This window comes from Rhodosalinus halophilus (assembly GCF_003298775.1).
GTDB lineage: Bacteria > Pseudomonadota > Alphaproteobacteria > Rhodobacterales > Rhodobacteraceae > Rhodosalinus > Rhodosalinus halophilus.
Genome location: NZ_QNTQ01000008.1, coordinates 273,443 through 291,209 on the forward strand (window position 1 = coordinate 273,443; position 17,767 = coordinate 291,209).

At 69.9% G+C, this 17,767-nt stretch carries 17 protein-coding genes; 12 read left to right on the forward strand and 5 right to left on the reverse strand.

Going from position 1 to position 17,767, the window contains the following annotated elements; genetic code table 11:
• Positions 1-659 precede the first annotated feature (659 nt).
• Together DRV85_RS10750 and DRV85_RS10755 are read left to right on the forward strand one after the other, a co-directional pair.
• Complete coding sequence (locus DRV85_RS10750; RefSeq protein ID WP_113289451.1) at positions 660-3,194, forward strand: Hint domain-containing protein; 2,535 nt, start codon at positions 660-662, stop codon at positions 3,192-3,194.
• 248 nt (positions 3,195-3,442) lie between these two features.
• Complete coding sequence (locus tag DRV85_RS10755; protein WP_113289452.1) at positions 3,443-4,051, forward strand: Hint domain-containing protein; 609 nt, start codon at positions 3,443-3,445, stop codon at positions 4,049-4,051.
• On the opposite strand, the gene DRV85_RS10760 is transcribed toward DRV85_RS10755, so the two are convergent.
• Positions 4,048-4,467 (reverse strand): cell division protein ZapA, encoded by a 420-nt coding sequence (locus DRV85_RS10760; RefSeq protein ID WP_113289453.1) that lies wholly within the window; start codon positions 4,465-4,467, stop codon positions 4,048-4,050. The two genes, DRV85_RS10755 and DRV85_RS10760, sit on opposite strands and share 4 nt — an antisense overlap.
• Positions 4,467-5,009 (reverse strand): hypothetical protein, encoded by a 543-nt coding sequence (locus DRV85_RS10765; protein WP_113289454.1) that lies wholly within the window; start codon positions 5,007-5,009, stop codon positions 4,467-4,469. Before DRV85_RS10765 ends, DRV85_RS10760 begins: the two co-directional genes overlap by 1 nt.
• 207 nt (positions 5,010-5,216) lie before the next feature.
• Here DRV85_RS10765 and tkt point away from each other — a divergent pair, with 207 nt between their 5' ends.
• A complete protein-coding gene (gene tkt / locus DRV85_RS10770) occupies positions 5,217-7,232 on the forward strand; it encodes a transketolase (RefSeq protein WP_113289455.1) in 2,016 nt (671 codons plus the stop codon).
• A gap of 94 nt (positions 7,233-7,326) precedes the next feature.
• Here tkt and DRV85_RS10775 read toward each other — a convergent pair whose 3' ends face one another.
• Positions 7,327-8,298: a DUF808 domain-containing protein gene (locus DRV85_RS10775; RefSeq protein ID WP_113289456.1), complete on the reverse strand. Its 972-nt coding sequence runs from the start codon at positions 8,296-8,298 to the stop codon at positions 7,327-7,329.
• Positions 8,299-8,500: 202 nt separating this feature from the next.
• Between DRV85_RS10775 and gap the strand changes: the two genes are divergently transcribed.
• Complete coding sequence (gap, locus tag DRV85_RS10780) at positions 8,501-9,505, forward strand: type I glyceraldehyde-3-phosphate dehydrogenase (protein ID WP_113289457.1); 1,005 nt, start codon at positions 8,501-8,503, stop codon at positions 9,503-9,505.
• Between the two features lie 21 nt (positions 9,506-9,526).
• Positions 9,527-9,670 (forward strand): glyceraldehyde-3-phosphate dehydrogenase, encoded by a 144-nt coding sequence (locus DRV85_RS10785; protein ID WP_113289458.1) that lies wholly within the window; start codon positions 9,527-9,529, stop codon positions 9,668-9,670.
• A gap of 156 nt (positions 9,671-9,826) precedes the next feature.
• On the opposite strand, the gene coaD is transcribed toward DRV85_RS10785, so the two are convergent.
• Positions 9,827-10,321 carry a pantetheine-phosphate adenylyltransferase gene (gene coaD / locus DRV85_RS10790; RefSeq protein ID WP_113289459.1) on the reverse strand — a complete coding sequence of 165 codons (495 nt, stop codon included), beginning with the start codon at positions 10,319-10,321 and terminating at the stop codon, positions 9,827-9,829.
• 189 nt (positions 10,322-10,510) lie between these two features.
• Positions 10,511-10,945, reverse strand: a complete 435-nt coding sequence (locus DRV85_RS10795; protein WP_113289460.1) for a CBS domain-containing protein — start codon at positions 10,943-10,945, stop codon at positions 10,511-10,513.
• Between the two features lie 168 nt (positions 10,946-11,113).
• Here DRV85_RS10795 and DRV85_RS10800 point away from each other — a divergent pair, with 168 nt between their 5' ends.
• From DRV85_RS10800 to DRV85_RS10830, 7 genes are all read left to right on the forward strand, one after another.
• The gene (locus DRV85_RS10800) at positions 11,114-12,616 is read left to right on the forward strand and encodes a CoA-acylating methylmalonate-semialdehyde dehydrogenase (RefSeq protein WP_113289461.1); all 1,503 of its coding nucleotides are present in this window, start codon (positions 11,114-11,116) and stop codon (positions 12,614-12,616) included.
• A 54-nt stretch (positions 12,617-12,670) separates the two neighbouring features.
• A complete protein-coding gene (locus DRV85_RS10805) occupies positions 12,671-13,087 on the forward strand; it encodes a hypothetical protein (protein WP_113289462.1) in 417 nt (138 codons plus the stop codon).
• 64 nt (positions 13,088-13,151) lie between these two features.
• The gene (locus DRV85_RS10810) at positions 13,152-14,282 is read left to right on the forward strand and encodes a carboxylate-amine ligase (protein ID WP_113289463.1); all 1,131 of its coding nucleotides are present in this window, start codon (positions 13,152-13,154) and stop codon (positions 14,280-14,282) included.
• A 65-nt stretch (positions 14,283-14,347) separates the two neighbouring features.
• Entirely contained in the window at positions 14,348-15,493 is a 1,146-nt protein-coding gene (locus tag DRV85_RS10815) for an acyl-CoA dehydrogenase family protein (protein WP_113289464.1), read from the forward strand.
• Positions 15,490-16,539, forward strand: a complete 1,050-nt coding sequence (locus DRV85_RS10820) for an enoyl-CoA hydratase/isomerase family protein (RefSeq protein WP_113289465.1) — start codon at positions 15,490-15,492, stop codon at positions 16,537-16,539. Before DRV85_RS10815 ends, DRV85_RS10820 begins: the two co-directional genes overlap by 4 nt.
• Positions 16,536-17,408, forward strand: a complete 873-nt coding sequence (mmsB, locus tag DRV85_RS10825) for a 3-hydroxyisobutyrate dehydrogenase (RefSeq protein WP_113289466.1) — start codon at positions 16,536-16,538, stop codon at positions 17,406-17,408. Before DRV85_RS10820 ends, mmsB begins: the two co-directional genes overlap by 4 nt.
• A gap of 111 nt (positions 17,409-17,519) precedes the next feature.
• Positions 17,520-17,720 (forward strand): YgaP family membrane protein, encoded by a 201-nt coding sequence (locus DRV85_RS10830; RefSeq protein WP_113289467.1) that lies wholly within the window; start codon positions 17,520-17,522, stop codon positions 17,718-17,720.
• The last annotated feature ends 47 nt before the right edge of the window (positions 17,721-17,767 follow it).

Consider the following 17,767-nt stretch of genomic DNA (forward strand, 5'->3'; position numbering starts at 1 on the left):
GGCGCCGCCCGGCCGGGTCCGCGGCGCCGGCGTCGCCCGTCCGATTCGAGTCGCACCTTCCACGGCTTGGCGCCAATCCTCTCCATACGCAGGGATTGATCGCGGATCGCGAACCGCTGGCACAGCCCTTTGCCGTGCAGCGCTCGATTTGTGCCGCAATTCCGCCCGAATTGCGGCAGCGCGGCTCGTTTCCCGTTGCCCAACAATCCGCCTGCCTGGCGGAGCAGGTTCGGTGAGCCTGTCCCGGAATGCACCGCTCTTTTGTGGGCTTCGCCGGGCTTCACCTCCAAATCTGGGAAACAATGGCGGCGCAGCGCCGCCACGCTCAGCGCCCGTTCAACCATAGCGCGACCAGATTTCGCCATTTTTTTGCTTTTTCGCGGCGCGGCCTTCGGTCTACACATTGGGTGCCCGACTGGGGGGCGATCTGCTGGCCACGGGGGCGGCCACCAAATAAGCGCCACGCATCCGAGGATGCAGAGCACGACAGGAACAGGTGCCACGCGCCATCGCGTTCCGGCATGTCACGGCGGCAGTCGTGGCACGGCCCCGCTCTGTCTATCGCGGATCTGGCAGTGGAAGGGTAGCGGGTCGGGATCACCCGGCTCGCTGGGTCTCCGGACGCATCCGGAACCCGGCTTCGTGGAAGGGGTGTGAAAATGCCGAAACTCAGTTTGAACTGGAGCCAGCTGGGCCCCGTTGGGACGGAACTTGGCTCCAGCCAGACATTCAACGTCAGCGGCATAGACGTTAACGTCGATTTCATCGCGGAAGACGAAGGCGCGCGCGCCATCTCCGCAACCGAGGATCTTTACGTCGCGCCAGGCGAAGAGTTCAGCGACGACCTCGGGCTCAAACTCTTCGGCATCGGCGGCGCGACCTCGATCGAGGACACGTCACGGACGTGGATCACCTTCTCCTCGACCGATTCCGCCTACGCGGATGTCGTGCAGAACGTCTCGTTCCGCCTTACCGATATCGACACCGGAGCCGGTGCCGACATCCCCGGCGGCACGGCGGGGAACCACCTCGACCACATCCGCGTGGTGGCCTTCGACGCCGAGGGCAAACAGTTGCCGGTCACGATCACGCCGGGCTCTGCGGTTGACGAAAGCTACGGCACGCTCGAAGGCACAGGCGACGACCTCTCGCCGTCGGATGCCGCGGCCTCGGCCCTGGTCGAGATCGAAGGCCCGGTCGCCGGCTTCAAGATCGACTACAACAACGGCGACGCCGCCCCGCAGCGCGTCTTCGTCAGCGACATCCATTTCGAGACGATCCCCGCCGACGGGCTCGACGGCATCGTCGAGGGGACCGGCAGCGACGACCTTATCGACCTGGGCTACGACGGCGATCCCGAGGGCGACCGGATCGACGCGGGCGACAACATCTTCCCCGGCAACGGTCCCGACGACGACATCGTCAAGGCCGGCGGCGGAGACGATACCGTGATGGCCGGCGAAGGATCCGACACCGTCCACGGCGGCGACGGCGGCGACGACATCTCCACGGGCAACGCCGAGGGCGGCGGCCTTGGCCTCATCGACCGGGAGATCTTTCCCGGCACGCCCACGGATCCCGACCCCGAAGACGACCGCGACCTGGTCGAGGGCGAGGATGGCGACGACGTCATCTCGACCGGCGACGACCGCGACACGATCTACGGCGGAGCCGGCAATGACACGATCGAGGGTGGCATCGACGACGACAGCGTCGAGGGCGGCGCGGGCAACGACTCGATCACCGATCTGCAGGGCGCCGACACGATCGGCGGCGGAGGCGGCAACGACACGATCATCGCCGGCACCGACACCTTCTCGGACTATGTGGGTGACGACCCGAACCTGCCGCTGACCGGCTTTCCGGGCATCCTGAGCGACCCCAACACCGAGGACGGCCGCGACCTGGTCGACGCCGGCAACTGCAACGATTACGTCGAGACGGGCGACGACGCCGACACGATCCTCGGCGGCACGGGCAACGACACGCTCGACGGCGGCATCGACGACGACTCGATCCTCGGCGGCGCGGGCCACGACTCGATCATCGGGGCGCACGGCTCCGACACTGCGCTCGGCGGCGATGGCGACGATTTCATCGACACCCGCGGCGAGGTCTCCGGCGCGCTCTTCCCGAATGAGCCTGACGCGACCGACCCGGTGCCAGAGAACGACCGCGACTACGTCGAGGGCGGCGCCGGCAACGACACGGTGACCACCGGCGACGACGACGACACGGTGTTCGGCGGCGCCGGCGACGACGTGATCGATCTCGGCATCGACGACGATTCGGCCGAGGGCGGCGCTGGTGCCGACACGATCGAGGGCGGCGCCGGCGACGACACCCTCACCGGCGGCGACGGCGCCGACATGCTGTCGGGCGGCGACGACCGCGATGTCTTCATCGGCGCCGACGCGGGCGACGTGATCGCCGGCGGCGGCGGGGGCGACGACTTCGACACGCTCGACCTGCGCGAGGTGGGCCCGTTCCGCCTGACCGATCTCGTGCCCGACGCCGAAGGCGACGGCCGCGACGGCACGATCGAGTTTCTCGACGCCGACGACAACGTGACCGGCACGGCGACCTTCACCAACATCGAGGGGATCATCTGCTTCACGCCCGGGACGGTCATCGCCACCCCGCGCGGGGAGCGGCTCGTGGAAGACCTGGAGCCCGGCGACCGGGTCATCACCCGCGACAACGGCATTCAGGAGATCGCCTGGACCGGCGCGACGTCGCTGACCGGGCATCAACTCGCGCGGAAGCCGCACATGCGCCCGATCCTGATACAGGCCGGCGCGCTCGGCAACGGCCTGCCCGAGCAGGATCTGCTCGTCAGCCCGAACCACCGTGTGCTCGTGGCCAACGACAAGACCGCGCTCTATTTCGACGAGAGCGAGGTTCTGGTCGCCGCGAAGCATCTCACCGGGCTCGCCGGTGTGGACGAGGTGGCCAGCCTCGGCGTGACCTACCTGCACTTCATGTTCGAGCGGCACGAGGTGGTGCTTTCGAACGGTGCCTGGACCGAGAGCTTCCAGCCGGGGGACCACAGCCTGAAGGGCATCGGCAACGCGCAGCGCGCCGAGATCCTGGACCTCTTCCCCGAGCTCAAGAGCGAGGGAACCGTCGCGGGCGGCTTCCAGGCCGCGCGGCGCACGCTCAAGAAGCACGAAGCGCGACTGCTCTCCGAGTGAGCGCCGGGGCGCGAGCCGGTTTCCGACATTCCGGCCCGCGCGTCATCAGATGCAGCGAGGCCCGCGCCAGGCGCGGGCACACGAAGGGCGGCGCGTCAGGCGCCCGCCGCCCAGGCTTGGCGTCCGCGGGGGCTAGCGCCCGAGCCGATATCGCCGCAGGCCGGCCACGCGATCCGGCCGGCCTGCGGCACGCCACTCAAGCCGGCGCGCCGCGCCGCGCACCAAGGACGAGAAAAGGGAAAGAATCGATGCCCGTCGCCCTGCCCCTTCCAAGCGATCCGGCCGAGTCCGGCGCCGGCCTGCCGCCGATCCACGCCCTGCTCGACGGCGCGGCCGGCCCGGTCACGCTCCAGAGCCTGCGCCCGGGCGCGACGCTGGCCATGACGCACGGCGAGGCGGCGCGAGTGCTCTGGCTCGGCCGTCGCCGGATGACGGCGTCCCGGCTCGCGGCCGTGCCTGAGCTTGCGCCCGTGCTGATCCGGCGGGGCGCGCTCGGCGCGGCCGGGCCGGAGCGTGACCTGCTGCTGTCGCCGGAGCACCGCGTTGTCTACTCCGACCGCCGCGCCCGCGCCTGGTTCGGCGCAGCGGAGCTGCCGGTCGCGGCCGTGCAGCTCACCTTCCTCCCCGGCGTCGAGCAGATCGCGCCCTGCGACGTGCTCTACGTGCATGCGATCCTCGACCGCCCGGGCGCAATGCGCCTCAATGGCTGCCGGATCGACGGGGCGGTGATGCGCGACACTGCGATGGCCGACCCCGCCAACCCGCGGCGCCAGGAGTTGCTGCGTCTGTTCCCTGAACTGGTGACTCTCCGCGGCTGCCTGTCCGGGAGCGCCCTCCCGGCCACCGCGGCGGGCTAGGACGCGGAAGACGGCTCTGCTGCGGCCTCGGCGCGCTCTTCGGCCGACTGGGCGAGTGCCTCGGCGCGCGCAGCCAGTTCGGACAGCGCCTCTGTCACGGTCTCGGGGATCACCGGCACCTCGATCCGTTCGGGCGCCGCGGCAGGCTGCGCCTCGAGCTCGGCGATCCGCGCCTCCTGCGCCGCGAGCTTCTCCTCGGCCTCGCGCAGGCGGTCCTCGACCCCGGCGGTCTTGTCCGCGAGCATCAGGCCGGCCATGAGCAGCATCCGCGCCTCGGGAAGCCGGCCGATCTGATCGACCAGGGTGCGCGCCTCGGTGTCGAGCATCTGCGCGGCGCTGTGCAGGTAATGCTCCTCGCCCTCCTGGCAGGCGACCTCGAAGACGCGGCCTCCGATCTCGATCTCGACATTGGGCATCAGCCGGCCTCCTGTTCCGTGGTCTCGTCAGAGGCGGCCGGCGGCTCGGCGAGCGCCTGCTCGGCCAGCGGGCCCAGCACGGCCAGGATCGCGCCGACCTCGGCCGCTTCGGCGTCGCGCGCAGCGCGCAGCGCCTCGAGTTCGGCCTGCATCGAGGCGTCGATCAGCTCCGGCTCGCCAACGCCCTGCTCGTTGGCGCGGCGGAGCGCGACATTGTTCTCGCGCAGCTGCTGGTTCACGCGGCGCAGGCGCTGAAGTTCGGCGTCGAGCCGGGCCAGCGCGGCGCTCTGATCCTCGGCCTGCGCCTGAAGCGCGGCGACGCGCGTTTCCTGGCGCTCGCGGATCGCCTGCACGCGCGCCTCGAGCTGGGCATTGGCGACGCGCTCCTCCTCGAGCTGGGTGCGCAGCGCAGCCAGCTCCTCGGGATCGGCCTCGGGCTCGGGCGGCGGGGCGGTCGCCTGCTCCGACAGGCGATCCACCGCATGGCCGATCCGCTCCATCGCCGCGGCGATCCGTTGCTCGAACTGCTCGATCTCGGACATCTCTGCGCCCTCCTTGCGTCCCCGCGCAGGCCCTCGTGTTCCCCAACCGGCGCGTGCCGAATCGCGCACGCCTCCGGCACACGTCAGTGTAGCCGAGGCGCCGGGAAAATGCGCCCCCTTGCCGCTCAAGGGCTTACCCGGCGCGCTTGATCTTGCTCACCGCGCTGATAGAGAAGCGCCAGCCGCCCCAGATCGAGGACCACGCACGTGGACATCGCCGCCCTTCGCTCCGCCCATCCCGACCATTGGCGCCGCGCCGCCGCCATCCGCGCGCTGACGCTCGACGCCGTCGCCGCCGCCAACTCCGGCCATTCCGGCATGCCGATGGGCATGGCCGACGTGGCCACGGTGCTGGCCTCGCGGCACATGAAGTTCGACGCCGCGGCGCCCGACTGGCCCGACCGCGACCGCTTCATCCTGTCGGCGGGGCACGGCTCGATGCTGCTCTATGCGCTGCTCTATCTGACCGGCTCGGCCGAGATCACGCTGGACGAGATCCGCAACTTCCGCCAGCTGGGCTCGAAGACGGCCGGGCACCCGGAGAACTTCCTTGCCCAGGGGATCGAGACCACGACCGGCCCGCTGGGCCAGGGCTTCGCCAACGCCGTGGGCTTCGCCATCGCCGAGGAATCGCTGCGCGCGCGCTTCGGGCCGAAGATCGTGGATCACCACACCTGGGTCATCGCCGGCGACGGCTGCCTGATGGAGGGCGTGAGCCAGGAGGCGCTGACGCTGGCGGGGCATCTGAAACTGTCCAAGCTCGTCGTCTTCTTCGATGACAACGGCATCACGATCGACGGCCCCGTGTCGCTCGCCGACCGGACCGATCAGATGGCGCGCTTCGCCGCCTCGGGTTGGCACGTGCAGACCGTGGACGGCCACGACCCCGAGGCGATCGACGCCGCGATCCGCGCGGCGAAGGAAAGCCCCCTGCCCTCGATGATCGCCTGCAAGACCCACATCGCGCTGGGATCGGCCGCGCAGGACACCGCGAAGGGCCACGGCGCGCTGACGGACCCGCAACTCGTCGCCGACACCAAGGCCGCCTACGGCTGGGAGCACGGCCCCTTCGAGGTGCCTGCCGACGTCAAGGACTGGTGGGAGCAGGTCGGCCGCCGCGGCGCGGAGGCCCGTGCCGCGTGGGAGAGCCGCCTCGCCGCGCTCGGCAAGGGCAAGCGCGAGGAATTCGACCGCCGCATCGCCGGCGAGGCGCCGAAGAAGCTCGGCGGCGCGATCCGCAAGCTGAAGAAAGCCGCCGCCGAAGCGCCCGAGAAGATGGCCACCCGCAAGGCCTCCGAGACGGTGCTCGCGGCGGTGAACCCGATTCTGCCGGAGACCTTCGGGGGCTCGGCGGACCTCACGGGGTCGAACAATACGCGCACCGGCGATCTGGGCGTCTTCACCGCCGACGACCGGAGCGGCCGCTACCTGCACTACGGCATCCGCGAGCACGCGATGGCCGCGGCGATGAACGGCATGGCGCTGCACGGCGGGATGCGCCCCTACGGCGGCACCTTCATGGCCTTCACCGACTACGCCCGGCCCGCCATCCGGCTCGCCGCCCTGATGCAGCAGCCCGTGGTCTTCGTGATGACGCACGACTCGATCGGGCTGGGCGAGGACGGCCCCACGCACCAGCCGGTCGAGCATCTGGCGATCCACCGCGCCACGCCCAACACCCTGCTCTTCCGCCCCGCCGACCTGATCGAGACGGCCGAAGCCTGGGAACTGGCGCTCACCCAGGGCGACCGTCCCTCGGTGCTCGCGCTGACGCGGCAGGGCGTGCCGGCAGTGCGGCTGAAGCATTCCGCGCAGAACCTCGTCGCACGCGGCGCCTATGTGCTGGCAGAGGCAGAGGCCAAGCGGCAGGCGATCGTGATCGCCAGCGGCTCCGAGGTGCATGTGGCGCTCGCCGCGAAGGAACGGCTCGAGGCCGAGGGGGTCGGCACGCGCGTCGTCTCGATGCCCTGCATGGAGCTCTTCGCCGAACAGGACGAAAGCTACCGCCGCCGCGTGCTGCCCGGCGGCGCGGTGCGCGTCGGCGTCGAGGCGGGCGTGCGGCAGGGCTGGGACCGCTGGCTGCTGGGCGAGCGCGGCCGCGAGGCCAAGGCGGATTTCGTCGGCATGGACCGCTTCGGCGCATCGGCCCCGGCCGAGGTGCTCTTCGAGACGTTCGGCTTCACCGGGGCGGCTGTGGCCGAGCGGGTCAAGGCGCTGCTCTGAGCGCCGGGGAAGGCGCTTGGAAGCGCCTTCCCGCCCGCGCGCGCGGGCGGCCAAGGGCCTTGCAAGGCCCTTGGCCTCGTCCGCACAGCCCCGTTCAGCCTGCGTCGCCGCGCCGGAAGAGCCCCGCTGCAGGCTCGATCACCCGCGCCACGACCGGGATCAGCAGCAGCCCCAGGCCGAGCCCCAGCGCGCCGTCGATCAGCGCCGTGATCCCCCATTCCGCGGCGCCGTGCACCCCCGCAGGGAAGACATGCGCCACCGCCGCCGCCACGGCATGGATCGCATTGGCGGGCCAGCCCAGCCCCATCACCTCGAGCCCGTGCAGGATGATCGATCCGCCGACCCAGAGCATGGCCGCCGTGCCCACCAGCGTGAGCCCTTTCAGAAAGCCCGGCATCCCCTTCACCACCGCCCGGCCCACCGCCCGCGTGAGCCCCAGCCGCCCGTGCGTCGCCATGGCGAGCCCGGCGTCGTCGGCCTTCACGATCAGCGCGACGGCGCCGTAAACCAGAACCGTGATCGCCACGGCGATCACCGCGAGCGTGGCGGCCTCCATCCAGAAGTTGCTCTCCGGGATCGCGGCGAGCGCGATGGTCATGATCTCGGCCGAGAGGATGAAGTCGGTCTTGATCGCGCCCTTCGCCTTCTGCTCCTCCAGATGCGCCGGGTCCATCGTCTCATGCGTCTTCGCGGCATGCTCGGCCTTCTCGGGTGCCACCAGATGCGCGATCTTCTCGGCCCCCTCGAAGCAGAGATAGGCGCCGCCCAGCATCAGCAGCGGCGCGATCGCCCAGGGTGCGAAGGCCGAAAGCGCGAGCGCCAGCGGCAGCAGGATCAGCAGCTTGTTGCGGAGCGATCCCTTGGTGATCCGCCAGACGATCGGCAGCTCGCGCGAGGGATGGAAACCCTGCATGTATTTCGGCGTCACCGCGGCGTCGTCGATCACGGCGCCGGCGGCCTTCGAACCCGCCTTGGCCGCCTGCCCCATCACGTCGTCGAGCGAGGTCGCCGCCACCTTGGTCAGCGCCGCGACGTCGTCGAGCAGCGCCAGAAGCCCGCCTGCCATGCAATCTTCCTCCCGCTCCGCCTGCGCCGTCACGCTAGCGCGAGGGCCGGCATCGGGCCAGCCCGGCCCGCCGCGTTAGCGCAACCAGCTCCGCCTTGCGCCTTTTATCGCTAACATCCTGCCGGTGAAGGCCCAATCCCTTTGCCCCGGCCGCCCCGCACGACTATACGGACGCCCAAGCGCAGCGCAGGAGACCGCCCCCATGACCGTCACGCTCGGAATCAACGGATTCGGCCGCATCGGCCGCTGCACCCTGGCCCATATCGCCGAGGCCGCGCGCAACGACGTCCAGGTCGTCAAGATCAACGCCACCGGGCCGATCGAGACCAACGCGCATCTGCTGCGCTACGACAGCGTGCACGGCCGCTTCGGCGGCGAAGTGAAGGTCGCGGGCGACACCATGGACATCGGCCGCGGCCCGATGAAGGTCTTCTCCACCTACGATCCCGCCGAGCTCGACTGGGAGGGCGTGGACGTGGTGCTCGAATGCACCGGCAAGTTCAACGACGGCGCGAAGGCCGGCGTGCATCTCGACCGCGGCGCCAGGAAGGTGCTGATCTCGGCGCCGGCGAAGAACGTGGACCGCACCGTGGTCTTCGGCGTGAACCACCGCGACCTGCTTGAGAGCGAGCGCATGATCTCGAACGGCTCCTGCACCACGAACTGCCTCGCGCCGCTCGCCAAGGTGCTGCACGAGGGCGTCGGCATCGAGCGCGGCATCATGACCACGATCCATAGCTACACCGGCGACCAGCCGACGCTCGACCGGCGGCACAACGATCTCTACCGCGCGCGCGCCGCGGCGATGGCGATGATCCCCACCTCCACCGGCGCGGCCCGGGCGATCGGCGAGGTGCTGCCGGACCTCAAGGGCCGGCTCGACGGCTCGGCGATGCGCGTGCCCACGCCCAATGTCTCGGCCGTGGACCTGACATTCGAGGCCGGCCGGGACGTGACCGAGGACGAGATCAACGAGATCGTGCGCGAGGCGGCCGCGGGCCACATGGGCGCGGTGCTCAGCTACGATCCCGAGCCCAAGGTCTCGATCGACTTCAACCACACCACCGCCTCCTCGATCTTCGCCCCCGAACAGACCAAGGTCGTCGGCGGCCGCACGGTGCGCGTGCTCGCCTGGTACGACAACGAGTGGGGCTTCTCGGCGCGCATGGCGGATGTCGCCGCGGTGATGGGACAGCTCGCGCACTAGCCCTCGCGCGGAGGCGCGCCCATGACCAACCGCATCGCGCTCTGGCTGGCGCTCGCGATCCTGGCCGCGATTGTCGCCGATCAGGTCTGGTGGAACGGCGAAGGTTTCATCTTCCTGATGCGCCGGTTCTACGCGCTCGTCGAGTGGCTGGCCTTCTGGCGCTGAGTGGTCCGCGCGACTGCCCCGACCGCCCCCATCGGTCCTTCTTCTTGGATCGAAATATCCTCGGGGGGTGAGCGCGGCACGCGCGAGGGGGGCAGACAGCCCCCCTCCGGTGCACCCGCCGTCAGCGCCGACCGCGGGATCGGACACCCATTTCGCTCAGCCGCCGAAACGGGCGCGGAGCGCGCGGTCGACGGCGGGCGGCACGAATTTCGAGGTGTCGCCCTTCAGCCGCGCGATCTCCTTGACGAGCTTCGAGGCGATCGCCTGGTGCCGCGCCTCGGCCATCAGGAAGACGGTCTCCACCGTGTCGTCAAGCGCGCGGTTCATGCCGACCATCTGGAACTCGTATTCGAAGTCACTCACGGCGCGCAGGCCGCGGATGATGAGGGTCGCGCCGACCTCGTGCGCGCAATCGATCAGCAGGTTCTCGAAGGGATGGGCGACGATCTCGGTGCCGGTCTCGTCCGAGAGCGCCACGCATTCCGCCTCGATCATCGCCACGCGCTCCTCCAGCGAGAAGAGCGGTCCCTTGTCGCGGTTGATCGCGACGCCGATCACCAGCCGGTCGACGAGCTGCGCCGCGCGCCGGATGATGTCCACATGGCCATAGGTGATCGGGTCGAAGGTTCCCGGATACAGCCCGATACGCATCTGCCTCGCCTCCCTGCCCCCGGTTCAAGGTCGCGCGGACCCAAACGCAGCGCGGCGCGGAATGCAAGCCGAAGGCGCGCGGGGCAGCTGTCCGCGCGTCAGGCGGTCCGGGATGTAGGATCGCGGGAAAGCTCCGCGAGGCGTCGCGATCGCCTCGGCGACGGAGCCACGTCCCGGCGACGCGCGCCGTCAGTAGCCCATGATCATGCCCTCGAGCGCGTCCTTCTCCATCGAGAGCTCCGTGAGCCGCGCCTTGACCACGTCGCCGATGGTCACGATCCCGACCATCTCGCCGTCCTGCAGCACCGGCATGTGCCGGAAGCGGCCCTCGGTCATCCGGGCGAGGACATGATCCGCGGTGTCCTGCAGCGCGCAGGTCTGCACCGCGCGGGTCATCAGCTCCTCGACACGGCGCAGGAGGCAGTCCTCGCCCTGCTGCGCGAGCGCGCCGACGATGTCGCGTTCCGACAGGATGCCTTCGGGGTATCGCGCGTCGGAGGACACGACCACCGACCCGATGCGCCGCTCCGCGAGCAGCGTCGCCGCCTCGGCCACCGTGTTCCCGGGCGAGACCGTCACGACGCCAGTGTCGCCCTTGAGCTTGAGGATCTGCTGGACCTGCATGGCGGGCTCCCGTGGCGGTTTTCGGATCTGCCTTTGCGTCAACCGTCCTCCCTTCGCCCCCGCCCTGTCAAGGAAGTTGCGCCGGCGCGCGATTTCGCGCCGAGCCCCCTGTCGCCTCGTCTGCGGGGCGGTTATGGTCGCGCCGGACCGGAGGATGGAGGGACGACCATGACAGAAGAACTCGCCCACTGGATCGGCGGCAAGCGTGTGGCGGGACGCTCGGGCCGCTTCGCCGATGTCTACAACCCCGCGACCGGCGAGGTGCAGGCGCGCGCGCCGCTGGCCTCTGCCGACGAGCTCGACGAGGCGGTGAAGATCGCGGCCGAGGCGCAGCGCGGCTGGGCCGCCACCAACCCGCAGCGCCGCGCCCGCGTGCTGATGGAGTTCGTGCGGCTGCTCAACCGCGACATGGACAAGCTGGCCGAGGCGCTCTCCCGCGAGCACGGCAAGACGATCCCCGACGCCAAGGGCGACATCCAGCGCGGGCTCGAGGTGGTCGAGTTCTGCATCGGCGCGCCGCATCTCCTGAAGGGCGAGTTCACCGACAGCGCCGGCCCCGGCATCGACATGTACTCGATGCGCCAGCCGCTGGGCGTGGTGGCGGGCATCACGCCCTTCAACTTCCCCGCGATGATCCCGATGTGGAAGTTCGCGCCCGCCATCGCCTGCGGCAACGCCTTCATCCTCAAGCCGTCCGAGCGCGACCCGTCGGTGCCGCTGATGCTCGCCGAACTGATGGAAGAGGCGGGCCTCCCTGCGGGCATCCTCCAGGTCGTCAACGGCGACAAGGAAGCGGTGGACGCCATCCTCGACCACCCCGAGATCATGGCCATCGGCTTCGTCGGCTCCACGCCGATCGCGGAATACATCTATTCGCGCGGCTGCGCGAACGGCAAGCGCGTGCAGTGCTTCGGCGGGGCGAAGAACCACATGATCGTGATGCCCGACGCCGACATGGATCAGGCCGCCGACGCGCTTGTGGGCGCGGGCTACGGGGCCGCCGGCGAACGCTGCATGGCCGTGTCGGTGGCCGTCCCCGTGGGCGACGAGACCGCCGACCGGCTGATCGAGAAGCTGGTGCCGCGGATCGAGAAGCTGAAGGTCGGCCCCTACACCGCCGGCGACGACGTGGACTACGGCCCCGTCGTGACGGCCGCAGCCAAGGAGAAGATCCTCGGGCTCGTCCAGTCCGGCGTCGATCAGGGCGCCGAGTTGGTCGTCGACGGCCGCGACTTTCAGCTTCAGGGCTACGAGAGCGGCTTCTTTGTGGGCCCGCACCTCTTCGACCGCGTGACGCCCGACATGGACATCTACCGCGAGGAGATCTTCGGCCCCGTGCTCTCCACCGTGCGCGCGGGCAGCTACGAAGAGGCGCTTGGCCTCGCCATGGACCACGAATACGGCAACGGCACAGCGATCTTCACCCGCGACGGCGATGCCGCGCGCGATTTCGCCTCTCGCGTCAATATCGGCATGGTGGGCATCAACGTGCCGATCCCCGTGCCGCTTGCCTACCACACCTTCGGCGGCTGGAAGAAATCCGCCTTCGGCGACCTCAACCAGCACGGGCCCGACGCCTTCCGCTTCTACACGCGCACCAAGACGGTCACGGCGCGCTGGCCCTCGGGCCTGAAGGAAGGCGGCGAGTTCCACTTCAAGGCGATGGACTGAGCGGTTCGCCCGGGCGCCGCCGCCGCGCGGTCCCGGGCGCCCGCGACCTGCCCCATGCCGGTGTCCTTCCAGATCCTGCCCGTGCGCGGCCTCGTCTATGTCCGCTACGAGGGCTTCGCCCGCATCGCCGAGAGCGCCGAGCTCTTCGCCCGCTACATGGCCCACCCCGACTTCGCGCCCGGCCAGAAGCAGCTCGTCGATCTGGCGGGCGTGACCGGAATCGAGGCCGATTTCCCGAAGCTTCTCGGCCTGCAGGCGCGCAAGGCCGAGGCCTTCCTGCCCGGGGGCGTGCAGACCATGATCGTCTATCACGCACCCGGCGCCGTGAGCCGGCGCATGGCCGAGATGGTCAGGCGAAGCTGGTCGGAAATCCCCTCGGTGGTGCCCGTGGTCGTCGAAAGCGAGGTCGAGGCGCTCGAGGTGCTGGGCCTGCGCGAACGGCGCTTCGCGGAGATCCTCCAGACCGCGTGACGCATCCGCTTGCCCGACCGTCCCGTTCGCGCTCAACTGCGGCCGGCAAGACGGAGGAACGCCCATGTCCGACCCGCCCTTCAGCCTCGGCATCGAGGAGGAATACCTGCTCGTGCGGTCCGACAGCATGGCGCTCGCCGAGGCGCCGGAGGGGCTGGTGGACGAATGCGCCGAAGTGCTCGGCGAGCAGGTCAGCCCCGAGTTCCTTCAGTGCCAGATCGAGGTGGGCACGCGGGTCTGCCCCGATGTCCGCGCGGCGCGGGACGATCTGCGGCGGCTGCGCGCGACGGTGGCCGAGATCGCGGGGCGGCACGGACTTTCGGTGATCGCCGTCTCGTGCCATCCCTTCGCCGACTGGAAGGCGCAGCACCACACCGACAAGGACCGCTACAATGCCCTCGACCGCGACCTCGCGGGGGTCGCGCGGCGCATGCTGATCTGCGGCATGCATGTCCATGTGGGCCTGGGCGAGGACGATGCGCTGCGCATCGACCTGATGCGGCAGCTGTCCTATTTCCTGCCGCATGTCCTGGCGCTGTCGACCTCCTCGCCCTTCTGGCAGGGCGAGGACACCGGCCTGGCGTCCTATCGCCTGACGGTCTTCGACAATCTGCCGCGCACGGGCCTGCCGCCGCAGTTCGCCGCATGGGAGGACTACGCCCGCTCGGTCGGCGTGCTCACCGAGCTCGGGATCATCGAGGACGCGAGCAAGATCTGGTGGGACCTGCGCCCCTCGGTCCGCTTCCCGACGCTCGAGGCGCGCATCATGGACGTGCAGCCGCGGCTCGAGCACACGCTCTCGCTCGCCGCCGTGGTGCAGGCTGTCACCCGGATGCTCTGGCGGCTGCGGCGGCTCAACCAGCGCTGGCGCATCTACGAGCCTTTCCTGATCGAGGAGAACCGATGGCGCGCGCAGCGCTACGGCATCGAGGCGGGGCTGATCGACTTCGGCGCGGGCGCGATCAAGCCGTTTTCGCAGCTTCTGGAGGAACTGATCGATCTGGTCGAGGAGGACGCGGCCGCCCTGGGCTGCCTCGCGGAGCTGGAGAACCTGCGCGACATTCTGGCTCACGGCACCTCCGCGAGCCGGCAGCGCGCCGCGGCCGAGGCCGCGCGCGCGGCGGGCGCCGACGGGGACGCGCAGATGCGCGCCGTCGTGGCCCATCTGATCGAGGAATTTCACGCCGATCTCTGAGCCTTGCAAAAGTCCTGCAAGAAAGGGCAACTAGACCCCCGGCCCAGGAGGAGGAGGCGATCGCGATGGATTTCGGCTTGAGCGAGGAGCAGCAGGCCATCTTCGACATGGCGCATGCCTTCGGGCAGGAACATATCGCGCCCCACGCGCGCGACTGGGAGGCGCAGGGCACGATCCCCAAGGATCTCTGGCCGAAGGTGGCCGAGCTCGGGCTCGCCGGCATCTACGTGAGCGAAGAGCATGGCGGTTCGGGCCTCACCCGGCTCGACGCCACGCTCGTTTTCGAGGCGCTGGCGATGGCCTGCCCCTCGGTGGGCTCGTTCCTGTCGATCCATAACATGTGCGGCGGCATGATCGACACCTTCGGCTCGGAGGAGACGAGGGCGCGCTGGCTGCCGCCGCTCTGTTCGATGGAAAAGGTCTTCTCCTACTGCCTGACAGAGCCCGGCTCGGGCTCCGACGCCGCCGCGCTCAAGACCCGCGCGGAGCGCACCAACGAGGGCTACGTGCTCAACGGCACCAAGGCCTTCATCTCCGGCGGCTCCTACTCGGACGTCTACGTCGTGATGTGCCGCACGGGCGGCGCCGGGCCCGGCGGCATCTCGACCGTGATCGTGGAGGACGGCACGCCGGGGCTCAGCTTCGGCGGGCTCGAGGACAAGATGGGCTGGCGCTCGCAGCCCACGGCACAGGTGCAGTTCGACGACTGCCGCATCCCGCACGACAACCTGATGGGCGAGGAGGGACGCGGCTTCGCCTACGCGATGGCGGGGCTCGACGGCGGGCGGCTCAACATCGCGGCAAGCGCGCTCGGCGGCGCGCAGGCGGCGCTCGACGCGGCGCTCGCCTATACGGGTGAGCGCACCGCCTTCGGCAAGACGCTCGATCAGTTCCAGGCGCTGCAGTTCAAGCTGGCCGAGATGGAGGTGAAGCTGCAGTCCGCCCGCACCTTCCTGCGGCAGGCGGCGTGGAAGCTCGACCGCAAGGCGCCGGACGCCACGAAGTTCTGCGCGATGGCCAAGCTCTACGTCACCGACGCGGCCTTCGAGGTGGCGAACGACTGCCTGCAGCTGCACGGCGGCTACGGCTACCTCGCCGACTACGGCATCGAGAAGATCGTGCGCGACCTGCGCGTGCACCAGATCCTCGAAGGCACCAACGAGATCATGCGCCTGATCGTGTCACGCCAGTTGCTGGAGGCCCGCGGGTGAGTGACGAGATCCTGATCCGCACGGAGGGGCGCGCAGGCCGCATCACCCTGAACCGGCCCAAGGCGCTCAACGCGCTGACCTGGGAGATGTGCCTGAAGATCGACGCGGCGCTGAAGGACTGGGCGGGCGACGCCGAGGTGGCGCTGGTGCTGATCGACGGCGCGGGCGAGCGCGCCTTCTGCGCCGGCGGCGACATCGCCGAGATGTATCGCACCGGAACCGAGGGCGATTACGACTACGGCCGCCGCTTCTGGGCCGACGAATACCGCATGAACGCGCGGCTCTACGAGTTTCCCAAGCCGGTCGTCAGTTTCCTGCAGGGCTTCACGATGGGTGGCGGCGTGGGCGTGGGCTGCCACGGCTCGCACCGGATCGTGGGCGAAAGCTCGAAGATCGCGATGCCCGAATGCGGCATCGGGCTGGTGCCGGACGTTGGCGGCTCGCTGCTCCTGTCGCGGGCGCCGGGGCGGCTGGGCGAATATCTGGGCACCACGGGCGCCCGGATGGGACCGGGCGACGCGATCCGCGCGGGCTTCGCCGATCACTATCTGCCCGAGGCGGACTGGGACGCGCTGAAGGCCGAGCTTTGCCTGTCCGGCGACTGCGAGGCGGTGGACCGCGCCTGCGAAGCTGCACCCGAGAGCCCGCTGGCGGACCAGCAGGCCGAGATCGACACGCATTTCGGCGGCGAGACGCTGGGCGACATCCTGCGCAGCCTGCGCGCCGCGGAATCCGATTTCGCGCGCGAGACGCTGGAGATCATGTCCCGCAACGCGCCGCTTTCGATGGGCTGCACGGTCGAGATGCTTCATCGCCTTCGCCCCGAGGCCACGATCCGCGACGCGCTGGCGCAGGAATACCGCTTCACCTATCGCGCGATGGAGCGGGGCGATTTCCTGGAAGGCATTCGCGCGGCGATCATCGACAAGGATCGGGCCCCGCGCTGGTCGCATGAACTGGACAACCTCGCGGAAGAGGACGTAGCGGCAATGCTCGCGCCGCTCGACGCGCAGGCGCTGACATTCGGGGAGGAGGCAGCGACATGAAGATCGGTTTCATCGGCCTGGGCAACATGGGCGCGCCGATGGCGGCGAACCTGGTGGCGGCCGGTCATGACGTCACGGGCTTCGACACGGCCGGGGTCACGGTCGAGGGCGTCGCGCCGGCCGCCAGCGCGGCCGAGGCCGCCCGCGGCGCCGAGGTCGTCATCACCATGCTGCCCAACGGCGAGATCCTCCGTCAGGTGGCCGACGAGATCGTGCCCGCGATGGCGCGCGGCGCCGTCTTTCTCGACTGCTCGACGGTGGACGTGGCGAGCGCCCGCGCGGTGGCGGAACAGGCGCAGGCGGCCGGCCTCTCGGCGCTCGACGCGCCGGTGTCGGGCGGCGTGGGCGGCGCCGAGGCCGGCACGCTCACCTTCATGGTGGGCGGCGACGAAGCGGGCTTCGAGACGGCGAAACCGCTTTTCGACGTGATGGGGAAGAAGGCCGTGCACTGCGGCCCCTCGGGCAACGGGCAGGCGGCCAAGATCTGCAACAACATGATCCTCGGCGCGACGATGATCGTCACCTGCGAGGCCTTCGCGCTCGCCGACAAGCTGGGGCTCGACCGCCAGGCGATGTTCGACGTGGTCTCCACCTCCTCCGGGTCGAGCTGGTCGATGAACACCTATTGTCCCGCGCCCGGCGTGGGGCCGACCTCGCCCGCGGACAACGACTACGCGCCCGGCTTCGCCGCCGACCTCATGCTCAAGGATCTGCGGCTCGCGATGCAGGCGGCCGAGGCGGCGGATGCCGATACGCCGATCGGCGCGGCGGCGATGCGCCTCTACGAGCAGTTCGTGGAACGCGAGGACGGCGCGGGGCGGGATTTCTCGGCCATGCTGCCGCGCTTCGAGCGGCGCCGGCGGGGGTGATCCATCACGCGGACGTGAGGGCCGCATTTGCGCGAGGTCAAGGCCCTCGCATACCGCCTCGCGCATGTATTCGCCGAGGGCACAAGGCCCGAACCTGACACGGAGAGAGACATGTTCACGAAAAACGTCGGCACCATCGACCGCGTCCTGCGGGTCGTCGTGGGCCTCGCCCTGCTCGCAGGCTTCTTCCTGAACGACGCATCCGCCTGGCGCTGGCTCTACCTGATCGGGATCATCCCGCTCGTCACCGGTCTGCTCGGCACCTGCGGTGTCTATTCGCTCTTCGGCATCAACACCTGCAAGACGCGCTGACGGCCGGCGCCGGCGCGGGCGGAGCCTGCGCCGGCATTTCTGCACGA

Bases quoted from the DNA above. Each gene is read 5' to 3' on its own strand.
- DRV85_RS10750 (WP_113289451.1), top strand. From the start codon at position 660: ATGCCGAAACTCAGTTTGAACTGGAGCCAGCTGGGCCCCGTTGGGACG.
- DRV85_RS10805 (WP_113289462.1), top strand. From the start codon at position 12,671: ATGCCGGTGTCCTTCCAGATCCTGCCCGTGCGCGGCCTCGTCTATGTC.
- DRV85_RS10810 (WP_113289463.1), top strand. From the start codon at position 13,152: ATGTCCGACCCGCCCTTCAGCCTCGGCATCGAGGAGGAATACCTGCTC.
- DRV85_RS10830 (WP_113289467.1), top strand. From the start codon at position 17,520: ATGTTCACGAAAAACGTCGGCACCATCGACCGCGTCCTGCGGGTCGTC.
- mmsB (WP_113289466.1), top strand. From the start codon at position 16,536: ATGAAGATCGGTTTCATCGGCCTGGGCAACATGGGCGCGCCGATGGCG.
- gap (WP_113289457.1), top strand. From the start codon at position 8,501: ATGACCGTCACGCTCGGAATCAACGGATTCGGCCGCATCGGCCGCTGC.
- DRV85_RS10785 (WP_113289458.1), top strand. From the start codon at position 9,527: ATGACCAACCGCATCGCGCTCTGGCTGGCGCTCGCGATCCTGGCCGCG.
- DRV85_RS10800 (WP_113289461.1), top strand. From the start codon at position 11,114: ATGACAGAAGAACTCGCCCACTGGATCGGCGGCAAGCGTGTGGCGGGA.
- DRV85_RS10775 (WP_113289456.1), bottom strand. From the start codon at position 8,298: ATGGCAGGCGGGCTTCTGGCGCTGCTCGACGACGTCGCGGCGCTGACC.
- DRV85_RS10755 (WP_113289452.1), top strand. From the start codon at position 3,443: ATGCCCGTCGCCCTGCCCCTTCCAAGCGATCCGGCCGAGTCCGGCGCC.
- DRV85_RS10815 (WP_113289464.1), top strand. From the start codon at position 14,348: ATGGATTTCGGCTTGAGCGAGGAGCAGCAGGCCATCTTCGACATGGCG.
- DRV85_RS10765 (WP_113289454.1), bottom strand. From the start codon at position 5,009: ATGTCCGAGATCGAGCAGTTCGAGCAACGGATCGCCGCGGCGATGGAG.
- coaD (WP_113289459.1), bottom strand. From the start codon at position 10,321: ATGCGTATCGGGCTGTATCCGGGAACCTTCGACCCGATCACCTATGGC.
- DRV85_RS10760 (WP_113289453.1), bottom strand. From the start codon at position 4,467: ATGCCCAATGTCGAGATCGAGATCGGAGGCCGCGTCTTCGAGGTCGCC.
- DRV85_RS10795 (WP_113289460.1), bottom strand. From the start codon at position 10,945: ATGCAGGTCCAGCAGATCCTCAAGCTCAAGGGCGACACTGGCGTCGTG.